Origin of the sequence: uncultured Clostridium sp., assembly GCF_900547735.1 — a bacterium.
Lineage (GTDB): Bacteria > Bacillota > Clostridia > Lachnospirales > Lachnospiraceae > Otoolea.
The window spans coordinates 64,772-78,000 of sequence record NZ_URHZ01000002.1; the positions used below are offsets into that span (position 1 = coordinate 64,772).

The following is a 13,229-nucleotide window of genomic DNA, read 5'->3' on the forward strand; positions in this document are numbered from 1 at the left end:
GTCTATAAGGCCATATCGGTTACTAAACAAACCTTAAGGGAGGATTAAATATATGGAATACCTGAAAAAATCAATTGAACGTTCAACGCAGGAAAGCCGGGCACTGACGGAAAATGTGGCGGAAATTATCCGTAATGTACGTGAAAACGGTGATTCTGCCATTCTTGAATACAATACGCGTTTTGACGGCAATACAAGACAGAATTTCCGCGTGAGTCCCGAGGAAATAAAAACCGCCTATGACGCCGTGCCACAGCAGAGCCTGCATGACATGCGGGAAGCTGCCGCACATATCAAAGCATTTGCCCAGGCTCAGAAAGAATGTCTTAAACCGTTAGATAACTTCTCCACTATCCCGGGCGCTGTTCTCGGGCATAGAATCATTCCGGTAACCTCGTGCTGCTGCTATGTTCCCGGCGGCGGCTACCCGCTTTATTCCTCCGCCCTGATGCTGATTATTCCGGCAAAAACAGCTGGAGTCGGGCGGATAACGGCCTGTGCACCTGCCGTCAAAGAAACCGGATGTATTCATCCGCTGACCCTGGCGGCCATGGATATCGCCGGCGCGGATGAGATTTATGTCATGGGCGGAGCGCACAGCATTGCCGCATTTTCATACGGAACCCGGCAGATTTCCCCGGTTGACATCATCGTAGGACCTGGAAATCAATATGTGGCAGAGGCGAAACGCCAGTGTTACGGCCAGATTGGGATTGACTTCATCGCGGGTCCCAGCGAGGTCCTGGTGATTGCCGACAAAAGCGCCAATCCCGCCATCTTAGCTGCCGATCTGCTGGCTCAGTCGGAGCACGACAAACTGGCAAAAGGTATCCTTGTCACGACCGACAGGGAACTTGGACTCGAAGTCATCCGGGCCGTTGAGGCAGAACTTGAAACCATTGAAACAGCCCGGATTGCCCGTGCCTCCTGGGAATCCTACGGTGAGGTCGTACTTGCCGATAACCTCACCGAGGCTGTTGCCCTGGCAAACGAATACGCCCCGGAACACCTGGAGGTCATTTTAGAAAATCCCGATGCGGTTCTGGACCAGCTCCATAACTTCGGCTCTCTCTTCATCGGCCAGGAAACCGGAGAGGTGTTCGGAGACTACGCATCCGGCACGAACCATACACTGCCCACCGTCCGCGCATCCCGCTATACCGGAGGCGTCTGGGTCGGGACATTTCTGAAAACCTGCACTTATCAGCGTTATGACAGGGCGGCTATGAAAGAAACTGCACCGTTGGTATCGCGGATGGCCAGGGGTGAGGGGCTGATTGCACATGCACGGGCTGCAGAGGTGAGAAAAGAGCTGCTGGACTAAGGTGGAAATCGTTGTTACAGATACGATTGGAAACGTGGGGCGTTACCCGTTGAGGATTGGAACGTTATCTATTAAAGATGGGAGCGTTATCCATTGAGGACGGAATCTTTATATATTGAGAACAGAATCTTTATATATCGAAAAATGTATTGTTATCTATTGTCAAAGAAAGGAGATTTTCAGATGTGCCAAGCTACAGATCGGAAAAAACAGCTTCTTGAACTGGTCGATGTGGAAGGAGCCATTCAATTTTTACAGAAATTAGTTCAGACGGACAGTCAAAACCCTCCGGGAAATGAGATGTCTGTTGCCCAGATGATCAAAGAAAAGCTGGATGAAATCGGACTGGTAACTGAAATCCAGGAAGTGGAAAAAGGTCGTTTCAACGTTCTCGGTCTGCTTCCGGGAGAAAACGACGAGCAGCTTCTTTTTAACGGCCACATGGACACGGTAAAAATCGGCAGTCCTGAACAATGGACAAAGCTTCCTCTCGGCGGCCAAATTGAAAACGGTAAACTCTATGGAAGAGGCTCCTGCGACATGAAGTCGGGACTGGCCGCAATGATATTCGCGATAGAGGCCATTGTCAAAAGCGGAATCGCTCCTAAAAAAAGCATTTTATTTACGGCTGTCATCGATGAGGAGGTATTTTTCAAAGGTACACAGGCCCTGATCGATGCCGGAAAATTAAAGAAATGCACCAGAGCCTACATCAGCGAACCGACCTCCGTATGTATTGCCACCAGTCTTCAGGGCGCCGCGGAATTTACAGCCAGAACTTACGGAAAGGCCTCCCATTGCGGTATGGCCGAAAACGGGATCAATGCGATAATACCAATGGCCGACTTTGCAACCGAGCTGAATGCGTTAAATGAAAAGCTGAAAAAGAAAGGCGCTATTCTGGGCTTTCCCGTAAATCCCAGCCTGAATGTCGGCTCTATCCAGGGCGGCGTGGATGTTCTTCTTGTACCCGATTACTGTGAAATGCATTTCGACCGCCAGGTATTTCCCGGCGAAGACATGCAGGAGGCAATCGATGAAATCAGGACAATTTTTGATGGTGTCTGTTCCAAATACAGCGCAAAGAGCGAGCTGACCTGCAACCAGTATTTTAATTACTGGAAAGCAGATAAAGAGCATCCGGTTGCACAGACTGCAATCCGGTGCCATGAAATCGTCACAGGAAAACAGCCGGAGGATATTCTGTTCCGGGCTTACGCCGAAGTTGAAATGCTCGCCAGCCAGGGAATCCCCGGAGTTATCTACGGTCCTGGCAGCATTCTCCAGGCCCACCGGCCGGATGAGTATGTACTGATTGAGGAATTTATTACTGCGATGAAAACTTATGCATTGATTGGGTATGAATTCATAAGTTAAATAACACGGCTTGTGCAAGGAGGGCTACAATGGGTAATCAGAAACCACAGAAACTGGGACTTAAGAAATCCCTTTCTTATGGCATGGGAGCTATAGGAGAAGGCATTGGATATAACTTTTTCTACAGTTATTTTATATTTTTTATGATCAATATCGCCGGAGTCAATCCGGCCGTAGCCGGAACCGTCTCCCTCATCGCAGTGTTCTGGGACGCGATTACCGACCCGATTATCGGTTCCATGTCCGACCGCTGCCGAAACAAAAAAGGAAGAAGGACGCCATTTATCAAATATGGCTCTATCTTCCTCGGAATCTCACTGGCGCTTATGTTTATCAATATCGACTTGCCTGCCGCGGCAAAGGTAGGATATTATATCATTATCAACATTGCCTACTGGACGTTCCTCACCTCCGCCGTTATCCCTCATATCGCATTGGGCTCCGAGTTGACCGATGACTTCGAGGAAAGAACCACACTGCGGACCTGTGCAAATTTTCTGATGAATATTGGTATGCTTATCGCAATTAGCGGCTCACTGATGATTGTGCAGTTCTTTGCCAAAATATTCGGCACTGAAAGCATGGGATGGACGGCAACGGGAGTGCTGTTTGCGGTAATCATCGTTTTCGTATATAACTTCTGCTGCTTTTCCGTGCGGAGCTTTGAGCCGGAAAACCCGAATCTGCAGGAAGGATATATACCGGAGAAATTGTCTTTTAAATCCGTCTTTTCCAATTATCTGGAGGCGTTGAAGGTAAAACCCTTTAACAAGCTGCTGGTTATCACATTCTGCGTGAATTTTGCCGTCGGAGTAGGATCCAGCCTGATGATTTTTCTCTACACCTACGTCTTTCACTATACTGAAACAAAAACTTCCTTCATGCTGCTTGTGACAACACTCTTTTTGCTTTTCACTACCGTCATGGCCGGTGTGATTGCAAATAAATTTGGCAAAAAACAGATGATGCTCGGCGGAATGGTTTGTTACACCGCCTGCTATCTTATCATGGCGTTCCTTCCGGCAAGCGATTTTACCGCTTATCTTTATATCTTGTTCTACGGAATTGGAAATGCCACTTACTGGACCCTTATCTACTCGATGTCCTACGATACGGCTCTGATTGAAAAGTTTAAATCCGGCAATTCACCGGATGGCCTGTATACTTCTATGATAGGCTTTTTCATGAAAGCCGGAAGCGCAATCGGCATGTGGATTACCGGTATCGTCCTCAGCGCAATCGGTTTTAACGCCGACGCCGCCGAGCAGGCGGCGGATACGATTGCAAAGCTGAAACTGGCCTTTGGTTTTGTTCCGGCCGGGATGCTGGCTGTTGCTGTGATTGCTGCTGTTTTGTATTCGCTGACAAAGGAAAAATATGGGTTGTTGCTGACTGCGGCAGAAGCGAAGGAAAATGGGCTGGAGTATCGGATTGATGGGTTGGAGAAGGTGCTGTAAATCTATTGTAGGGTAGGAACAGGGGGCATTCAGCTTTATATTATCTTGTTTGGCGGTTCCAATTGGGTTTTCTAAAGAAGTCAGACCGGTTTCAGTGATTACCTGGGAACTGAGGACTGATATGCCCCTGCTCAGTTGCGGATTGCCTCCGCCCAAGTTTTGTAACTTCAAAGTTGGCGAGGTACAAGTATTTTAAGAGGACTGTAGCACTGAGGAATACACTCCTTTTCTGAATTCGTAAGTGATATTTCTCCGTCGAAATATACAATTATTCCTTCATGAAAAAACTTTTAATACACTCAGTAATTCTCGTGATATCTACTTCTTCCAGATACGGATGCATCGGAATTGATAATACGGTATCACAAAGTTTTTCCGTTACAGGACACTCCTGATACTGTTTTAATCCGGCAAAAGCTCCTTGTTTGTGCATTGGTTTCGGATAATACACCATCGTCGGAATTCCTTCAGATTTTAAGAAATCAGATAACCCATCCCTCTGTTCTTTTGTTTTTAACTGGATTGTATACTGTGCCCAGCTGGATAAAAAATCGGCCGGAATATACGGTGTTACTACAAAGTTTTTTAAAATGCTGGTATACATAGCGGCAGACTCATTGACTTTGTCTAACTCATATTCCTCGAATGCCTTCAGCTTAGGGAGCATAATCGCCGCCTGCAGGGTATCCAACCGACTGTTCCACCCGATTCTCACATTATCATACTTATAGTCACCTTTACCATGAACACGGATTGACTGCAAATACCCAGCATCTTCATCATTGTTTGTAAAAATGGCTCCTCCGTCTCCATAACATCCTAAGGGCTTTGCCGGGAAGAAGGATGTCGTTGCCGCATCGCCAAAAGAACAGGCAGGTCTGCCATTGATGCGTCCGCCAAATCCCTGCGCGCCATCCTCCAGAATCTTCAAACCATATTTATCTGCAATCTTCTGAATCGCGGGATAATCTGCCGGAAGTCCGAATAAATCTACCGGAATAACCACTTTCGGAGTCAGTTTTCCCTCTTTTTTAACCGTTTCTATTGCCTCTTCCAGCTTTTTCGGAGAAATATTAAAGGTCCGCTCATCCACATCTACAAAGATAGGCGTCGCGCCTTCAAATGATGCGACCTCACCTGTGGCGAAAAATGTGAAATCTGGCACAAACACGGCATCACCAGGGCCAACATTCCAAAGCATTAATATCATGGAAAGCGCGTCTGTACCATTTCCGCATGAAATGCAATGCTTCATCCCCGTATATGCCGCCAGCTTTTCCTCAAATTCCTTTACCTGTGGGCCGCTGATATAAGCGCTATTATTGATTACCGATTCTATTTCAGAATCAATTGCAGGTTTCAAAGCTTCATATTGTTTTTTAAGATCTCGAAATTGCATATTATCTCCCTCCTCGTCTTCATTTTAGATAAACTCTATTTAATATTTTGTTAGGCTCGAAAATAAAACCCATCTCTAGAGTTCCCGCAGCATTTTTACAAATTCTATTCCATTTTTCTCCACATTGAACTTTTCCTGCCATGTTTTAAATGCCGCAAAACATAAATTCTCATACGCGGCATCATCCATACCATGAATTGTCCTTATTGCTTCTGCAACTTCTTTATTTGTAGGATTTTCTGAGAGTAATATTCCGTTATCTGTATTGACCTGCTCCGGTACTCCCCCTACAGAAGTTGCTATTACCGGTATTCCGAAAGCAAAAGCTTCCATGATACTAACTGGTACGCCTTCCGTCTCAGACAGCATGACAAAGCAGTCACTAGTTCCGCTGGCATAATATTTTTTAATCTGCTCATTTTCCAATAATCCTTTAAATTCATACGTTATATTACGCTTGTACCGAAAGCATATTGCTGCATGTTTTTTTAATTCGTCCATGAGTACACCGTCTCCAAAATGTACCCACTCAACATGAAAATCGTCAATCAGGGCCAACGCATCAATGATTCCTTCAACCCGCTTTAAAGGAATTAAATTAGAACAGCTTACGATTCTCAGTTTTTCCGTTCTCACATGTTTTCTGAACCCATTTCCGGATGTTCCGAGATATGAGACCATATATTTATCATTGGGAGCAATTTGTAGTTTTTTAAGATAATACTCTCTTCCCATTTTGCTTATAAAAAAAAATTTATCTACTTCCGGATCCGTTTTTCTACGGAAAATATGATACCCTAAGGGAGCGCGTTCATCATACAAATCATATCCATGTATTCTCGTTACTACTTTGGCCTGAGTAAAATAATTTTGTTTTAATCGAATCAAACTATAAACAGAAAAATTATACCAGTACGAATAAAATAAGAACGGCTGATTTTTATTTTCATTTTCGGTCAGTTTCTTTAGATATCCGTAAAGTTTACCCGCTCCCGCATATGATGAAAGTATCACTCTTAGTCCCAGCTTGACTTTATGTCGCTTAATTGCTTTCTTTAACTCCCAATAAAATTCGGCATTAAAAAAAGCTGGCAGACAATAACGGATTTTTTCAAATGCTGTTAAATTACCGGAACATCTACATACCTTTATTTCCGGAGGAAGTTCTGTTGTTCTTAGCAGGCTTTTACTTTTTGAAACTATGGTTACCTCATAATATTGGCAAAGGTGTTCAAGTTCTGGAAGTATGAATGATGCTTCTCCATATCCATATGGAAAGTTATCTGTCACTAGAATCAGCTTCCGTTTCATACAGTTTCCCCCCATACTAATCCCCCTCTGGCATCTCCGGCAAATCTAGGGTACCATTATTCATATAATTGAATACCGAATAATAGGGTGTCATGATTCTGTAATCCTTTACACAGGCAATACCAAAATTGATACAGATCACTGCAATAAAAATTGCATATATTAGCAAATAGCTTTTTCCGTGTTTCACACCATTTCTAATCCCGAAAATTTTATAGCCTGAATATTCATGTAATAATTCCTGAATTAACGGCAATGCCAATGGAACGATTAAAAACTCAAACCGGTTAAAAATTTCGGATTGGCCCGTCATCGTCATACAAAACGTAATGCATAAAAAGATATAAGAAGCGTATCTATTATACAAAACGGCCTGGCTGCTCATTTTCACAAAAAATACCACAACAAAAAAAACGATAAGATACATAATAAGTAATTTGTATGACACATGGGAGCCATCTATATTGGCTCTTCCGGTTGTATAACGAATATACTTACCGGCAGCCACCGCCAGCATTCCACTCCCCCACATCATTACTCTTTTACATGCAATTGTTAATATTGTATGTGAAACGAAGATACCCGGGTAAATAATATAGCGGGTATATTGATTATAAAAAAGCAAAACAATACGAAGTCCCAAAAACATATAACCGCTTGAATGAATAAAACACACCATAATATAAGCAACAAAACAGAACAGTTTGTTTCTCTTATTAACTAAATCTTCATATAATACAAATGCAAAAATTGCACTGGCCAACGGTTGTCTTATATTGCTGAGCATAAAAAAATAATTATTGCTTAATAGCATTAAAATAAAAAGAATTGCTGTTACTCTTGAAAAATATCTTCTTTTTTTAGCAATCTCCTGTATTCGGTATACTGGCAATATATAGATAATAAATATTGTTAAAAATGGAAGTAATTGATAGATACCAATTTTGCTTATGAACCATGCAAATGTGCTGTATACAGGATAAGCACTGATATAATTATCTACTGCCTGTTCTGTTATTGTTGTTCCCACCGAACGTTCTGTTAGATTGAGCACTTGTGAGAAATTTAATGTCCTGTATTTTTCTAATGTTAAATAATGTCTATATAAATCGTACTTATTATCTGGCCACATAAACAAGGCTAAACCGGCCAAGGCAAATATAGCTATATACATATAAACATATCTGCTTTTAAGAGGCAGCAGACACATAATAAATGCCAGGGTGATAATTGCCACAATTATATACATCTGTATCACCTCACTCTTTAATATTGGAATAAAACTTCGCCGTACTGATAATACTAGAAATGACAACCACAAGAACTGTCGTTATTGTAGCACCGATCGCGCCAAATCTCGAAATCAATATTATGTTTCCTATAATGTTAACAATTCCTGAAATAACTGATACCATTAAATTGAATTTCAATTCCCGCTGAGTCACCAGTAAGTTGCCCGAGATGATCCGAAAGGTTCCAGAAATAAAATAGTTCAACATCAAGACTCGAAAAATCAATACCGCATCTAAATATTTATTTCCAAAGCATATGCGGACAATCAGCGGGGCAAAAATAATAGCCGGGATTGCAATCAATAAATTCATAATCCCCATGGCCGTCACTAATTTTATATAATGACCCTTTACCCATTGTTTCTCTTCTCTGTGCAGTGCAAAATACGGATATACATAAGTAATAACAGCGAGCGGAACAAATGTCAAAGCGGTTGGAATGGTTGTCGCTACTTTATAGGATGCAATTACAGATTGATCTGAAATAACAATTCCAATAATAAATATATCCAAAAGATATAATAATTGAGAAATACCATTATTAGCGGCAGAAACAATCGATATGTTGACTAACTCTTTTATATTTTGGATATTTTCTCCCTGTACTTTGCGAAAGCGTACAGGAGTATCAAATAATTTCCATACAATCAGGATAGTAAATAGATTTGCAATATATCTTCCAATAATCAGGCCTTTTGCACCGGCAAACAATGCTCCAATAATTGAAAATCCACAGATTGCACAGGAATTAATATTATTTGAATACGCATATTTTTGAGTCATTAACAAAGAGCGCATATATGTCGTCTGTAAGGTGAATGCCATATCGCATATCGGTATAAGACTCATCCACAACAGGTATCCATTGGCCCCGTCAATTTTCAGCGGTACAAATACCCCGATAATTATAATACATAACATTAATAAAACATTAAAACGCAAGGCAATACCGCTACCACAGCTATATATTTTATCAGCCTTATCTTTATCTGTACCTATCTCGCTCAGTAACTGCAGCAGACCAGATGGAATTCCCAATCCGCTTGCAATCAGCAAAAGTGAGACTATATTGAAGGCATATGTATATACGCCATAATCCACTTTTGATAAGATACGGACTAAAATCATGTTACTTGCAAATGATATTAACTTATTCACTATGGATGAACCAAATATATGAAAAAATCCCGTTTTAAATAGTTTATTTATTGTTTTACCCAGCATTTTTTGTCCTATCCAAAATATCGCTTTACATTTGCAAGAACATTAATCGCCATACATTTATCCATAATGTTACTGCTACGGAACATTTTATCGACATTCTCACAGCTCCCTGCTAATTCCGTGTATCGCTCTATATTTTCATAATAATATTTCTCAATAAAATCACGGATTTGAATATTGTTTTTGTACCAATATTCAAAAGGATTCATGTTGTTAGCATCGCCGTGTAAAAAATTTTTTTTAATAAAGTAATTCATCCTATTTTTTGTTTTCTCTAATATATTACCACTTCTTTTCCGTGTTGATGGTATGCTCAAAGCGGTTTTGTGGCAGCTCTCAATCCATGCCCAATATAATTTATGGTTTTTCCGATATTGGGATGGCAGGCTCAAACATGTTTCCAGAAAATCCACATCTAAAAAAGGAGAGACTGTGTAGAACCATTCTCTTCTAATTAGATGAGAAGATAATGCGCCATTAAAGGCCCTTGTATAAAGATTAAATATTTCATCATTCTCAAATCTGCTAAAATCCAAGTCAAATTCGGTCTCTAATGTATTGGAATACTTATGTCCACTTTTCAAAAAATTTTTAATCTTCTGATTTTTCCCAAATGTTCCTACTACCACATCCCCGATCTGCCCGGAATGTTCCAGACCAAATTTGTCCTGATTTAAATTTGAAAGCAATTCCGCACCGCCTGTAATTCCAAAATACACAGATAAGCCATAGTTCATATTTACCAATTTGTCGATATCGAACAGGAACTCCGGATAATCTAAAGACATATGTAAAAATGTGTGATTTAAATATTCTGATGTCTGTTTTGCATATTTATTTTCATCTGTCCCCCACTGGCTGTAGCTGATATTGGTAATGTGATTATATCCCAACTCTTTGGCCGCCCAGTTTACCATTCTTGAATCGAGTCCTCCCGACATATCAGCCAGATGATTTGTATAACCGTACTCTACGTCTTTTTCAAAACATCTCTTAACTGCCTTTTTAAAGCTGTTGTCCACTAATTCAATTGCATTTTCAAAAGACACAGGTTTTTCTTTATTACTGAACGTATGATAGGGTTTTACTGCGACTCTTCCATCTTTTATCCGCAGATAAGTTCCTGCCTGAAGCCGTTTTATCTCCTGGACAACTGTTGAATCATCCAGCATGAATCCGTAATTGAGTAAATACAATTCTGATTGCCTGTCATAGTTATAATCGATTCCATTTTCCTTCAGCACACAGATAATCAAATTAAAATTATTGGAGATAATGACTTTTTTATCAACACAATACCAAAAAACGAATGTATCACCGGTTTGATTCGTGTAGGCTGTCAGGCTCTCCTCACCAATGTGACATCCTGAAAAAGGCCCTCTGAAATCCTGCCAAAACACTTCCGCCTTATGTAGATTGCAGTATTCTAAAAATGAGGAATACTTACCTTCTTTCATAATTTCGGTTTTATTTAAAAGACAGCCATCTAAAATTATCAAGCCGTCAGCTGCTTCGAATATTTGATCCTCTGCAAATTTAGACTTTTGTTTAAAAAAATACGATATCCCGGTCTCATCCTGTCTCTTGGCAAAACTAAAGTTCAGATTACTTACCAGCCATTGGTTCATTTTTTAAATCCTCCTCAGCCCTCAGAAGTTTTTCGAATTTTTTGTTTTGATATTTTCGGTCATATTTTTCTGTTTTTTCTCTATTTGTTAACTTCGATATTTTATTAGAATAAAGCATATTCAGAATATTTATGATCTCTCCGATACGTGATGCCACATATGCATTTTCAAATTCTTCTGCCAGCTGAGAATATTCTCCCTGGGATTCTGATGAGATAATTATCATTGGTTTGTTTAACATAATATAATCAAAAATTTTAGTCCCATAACCAATTTTTTCATCCGCGGTAATCAATAAACCGCAATTTGTCCTGGCCATATAACTTAATGCCTTGTCATAGGTCACCCGGCCTGTGCACATGTAGCTATGGTCCTTCAAATTGTACTGTTCCAATAATGAAACCAGTTCTCGTTCTTCATCGCCTATATGGAGTATCTGAATATTTATTCCAGACTCACGCAGATGACTGACCGCTTCCAGAAATTCTTTTGCATGCTGAGGTGAATAGTAGGAAAATTTCCCCAGTATTCCAACCACAAATCTATCTTCATCCGTTTCTTTTTCTTCAATCTCTTTTTCTTTAATAGTTACAGCTTCATAACCGTTCATAATTACATGAACATTCAAAAAGGCATAATGATAGTCTTCCAGCAATCGATTTTTCATTCCGGGACTAACCACAGTAACCGCTTGGCTGTTTTTAACAGCGAGCAAATTAATTGTTCTTTTTATTGTAAGATGCGTTTGGATTCTTTCATTATCCCAAAAATCCCGATAGTCTAAAATATATGGTATGTTATACCTGCTTTTAAGATAAACACCACACAATAAAGTATAAAAAGGTCCGCATGAAATGATACACCAATCATATTTTTCTTTTTTTACAGCTTTTTTGCATGCTTTTTTATATGCAAAAAAAGCGCTTAAATAATCTGACCTTCTGCTATTTACTTCAATTTCTTTGCAAATAGGCTGCAGTTTTTCTGAGGAAGGTTCAGCATTTTTTATAACTGTAATTTCTATATCATCATATTGAGTCAAATATCGTACTAAACTGGTCATTCTAAGAGCCCCCACCGCTTTAGATGGGAAAAAGAAAGGTGAAATTATTAAAATTTTCATATTTTTTCTCCAAATATCTATGTCATGAGTGATAAAGTTCTATCATTATCTCTACATTATCACTCCAATCGTAGAGTTTCTTCACTCTTTCCCTGCCGTTCTCTCCCATAGTAAAACGCAACTCTTTGTTTAAATATAATTGTTCCAATGCCTCTGCCATTTCATCTGGACTGTCCCTTTTAACAATATATCCTGTGATTTTATCCTCAACCACCTCTTTAAAGCCATCTACATCTGTCACGATAACCGGAACTTCACAAGACATGGCTTCAACTGCTGAGACACCAAAACTTTCGCTATCAAGCCGACTTCCAAAACACGCTACATCAATGTTTTTCAGAATCTGAGGGAGCTCTGAATTTTTGACATAACCTTTAAAAAAGCATTTATCATCTATTTTAAGCTGTTTACATAATTCAAGCAATTCTGCTTTTTGTTCGCCTTCTCCGTAGATAAGTAACCGGACTTTTTCTGTGGTTTCAACTTTCTTTGCAAAAAGGGCAAATGCTTTTATCACAGTATCAATCCCATATTTATAGGATAGCGTTTTTATGATGCCTGCGGTAAAATAATCTTCGTCGTCTTTTTCAAATCGCATGAACCGTTCAGTGTCCACTCCAAAAGGAGTAATAATGATATCTTTGTCACCGACTAACCGTTTCACCTGCTCTGCCATTGCGTAGCTTGTTGATGCAAGATGAACGGCATAATTGAGGTTTTTCTTTATAATATAGTGATTAATTCTATTATTATACGGGAAGTCGTAGACATCGCTTCCCCACACAGATAAAATCACATTTGGAAGATGGGCGATTCTGGCCAAAGTGCCATAACCGCTTGCATAGTGCGCATTTATGATATCCGGCTGGAAATTCCGTGCTGATTTTTTCAGTATGCCTGCATTTAGGTAGTACCCTTTCGTCCCTCTTACCGGGAGATATTCTATTTGTACTTCTTTGTGAAGTCTATTCTGAGTCTCCGAATGATTAGGCAGTGATACTAACAAAACCTGGTTTCCTTTTTCAGATAAGGCGTTCACCCATCGTACTGTATGAATACTATTCGCCGGAGCCAGAAATAAAATTTTCATCTTT

The 13,229-nt window shown here is 40.2% G+C and carries 10 protein-coding genes; 3 read left to right on the forward strand and 7 right to left on the reverse strand.

Features of this window, described 5'->3' with window-relative positions:
* The first annotated feature begins 52 nt into the window (after positions 1–52).
* The 3 genes from hisD (at position 53) to QZT18_RS01045 (ending at position 4,158) form a co-directional block, all read left to right on the forward strand.
* Complete coding sequence (hisD, locus tag QZT18_RS01035; RefSeq protein WP_294143618.1) at positions 53–1,324, forward strand: histidinol dehydrogenase; 1,272 nt, start codon at positions 53–55, stop codon at positions 1,322–1,324.
* Between the two features lie 183 nt (positions 1,325–1,507).
* The gene (locus tag QZT18_RS01040) at positions 1,508–2,701 is read left to right on the forward strand and encodes a M20 family metallopeptidase (protein ID WP_294143619.1); all 1,194 of its coding nucleotides are present in this window, start codon (positions 1,508–1,510) and stop codon (positions 2,699–2,701) included.
* 29 nt (positions 2,702–2,730) lie between these two features.
* Positions 2,731–4,158, forward strand: a complete 1,428-nt coding sequence (locus tag QZT18_RS01045; protein ID WP_294143620.1) for an MFS transporter — start codon at positions 2,731–2,733, stop codon at positions 4,156–4,158.
* Positions 4,159–4,426: 268 nt separating this feature from the next.
* On the opposite strand, the gene QZT18_RS01050 is transcribed toward QZT18_RS01045, so the two are convergent.
* From QZT18_RS01050 to QZT18_RS01080, 7 genes are all read right to left on the reverse strand, one after another.
* Complete coding sequence (locus QZT18_RS01050; protein WP_294143621.1) at positions 4,427–5,557, reverse strand: DegT/DnrJ/EryC1/StrS aminotransferase family protein; 1,131 nt, start codon at positions 5,555–5,557, stop codon at positions 4,427–4,429.
* Positions 5,558–5,632: 75 nt separating this feature from the next.
* A complete protein-coding gene (locus QZT18_RS01055; protein ID WP_294143622.1) occupies positions 5,633–6,868 on the reverse strand; it encodes a glycosyltransferase in 1,236 nt (411 codons plus the stop codon).
* A 16-nt stretch (positions 6,869–6,884) separates the two neighbouring features.
* Positions 6,885–8,117 (reverse strand): hypothetical protein, encoded by a 1,233-nt coding sequence (locus QZT18_RS01060; RefSeq protein WP_294143623.1) that lies wholly within the window; start codon positions 8,115–8,117, stop codon positions 6,885–6,887.
* A 10-nt stretch (positions 8,118–8,127) separates the two neighbouring features.
* Complete coding sequence (locus QZT18_RS01065; protein ID WP_294143624.1) at positions 8,128–9,384, reverse strand: oligosaccharide flippase family protein; 1,257 nt, start codon at positions 9,382–9,384, stop codon at positions 8,128–8,130.
* 8 nt (positions 9,385–9,392) lie between these two features.
* On the reverse strand, positions 9,393–11,012 hold the full coding sequence (locus QZT18_RS01070) for an asparagine synthase-related protein (RefSeq protein ID WP_294143625.1): 1,620 nt from the start codon (positions 11,010–11,012) through the stop codon (positions 9,393–9,395).
* Complete coding sequence (locus QZT18_RS01075) at positions 10,990–12,135, reverse strand: glycosyltransferase (RefSeq protein ID WP_294143626.1); 1,146 nt, start codon at positions 12,133–12,135, stop codon at positions 10,990–10,992. Before QZT18_RS01075 ends, QZT18_RS01070 begins: the two co-directional genes overlap by 23 nt.
* 22 nt (positions 12,136–12,157) lie before the next feature.
* Positions 12,158–13,225, reverse strand: a complete 1,068-nt coding sequence (locus tag QZT18_RS01080) for a glycosyltransferase (RefSeq protein ID WP_294143627.1) — start codon at positions 13,223–13,225, stop codon at positions 12,158–12,160.
* Positions 13,226–13,229: the final 4 nt, after the last annotated feature.

Excerpts from the sequence above, each read along its gene's own strand:
- hisD (WP_294143618.1), top strand. The coding sequence starts at position 53 with ATGGAATACCTGAAAAAATCAATTGAACGTTCAACGCAGGAAAGCCGG.
- QZT18_RS01040 (WP_294143619.1), top strand. The coding sequence starts at position 1,508 with ATGTGCCAAGCTACAGATCGGAAAAAACAGCTTCTTGAACTGGTCGAT.
- QZT18_RS01045 (WP_294143620.1), top strand. The coding sequence starts at position 2,731 with ATGGGTAATCAGAAACCACAGAAACTGGGACTTAAGAAATCCCTTTCT.
- QZT18_RS01050 (WP_294143621.1), bottom strand. The coding sequence starts at position 5,557 with ATGCAATTTCGAGATCTTAAAAAACAATATGAAGCTTTGAAACCTGCA.
- QZT18_RS01055 (WP_294143622.1), bottom strand. The coding sequence starts at position 6,868 with ATGAAACGGAAGCTGATTCTAGTGACAGATAACTTTCCATATGGATAT.
- QZT18_RS01060 (WP_294143623.1), bottom strand. The coding sequence starts at position 8,117 with ATGTATATAATTGTGGCAATTATCACCCTGGCATTTATTATGTGTCTG.
- QZT18_RS01065 (WP_294143624.1), bottom strand. The coding sequence starts at position 9,384 with ATGCTGGGTAAAACAATAAATAAACTATTTAAAACGGGATTTTTTCAT.
- QZT18_RS01070 (WP_294143625.1), bottom strand. The coding sequence starts at position 11,012 with ATGAACCAATGGCTGGTAAGTAATCTGAACTTTAGTTTTGCCAAGAGA.
- QZT18_RS01075 (WP_294143626.1), bottom strand. The coding sequence starts at position 12,135 with ATGAAAATTTTAATAATTTCACCTTTCTTTTTCCCATCTAAAGCGGTG.
- QZT18_RS01080 (WP_294143627.1), bottom strand. The coding sequence starts at position 13,225 with ATGAAAATTTTATTTCTGGCTCCGGCGAATAGTATTCATACAGTACGA.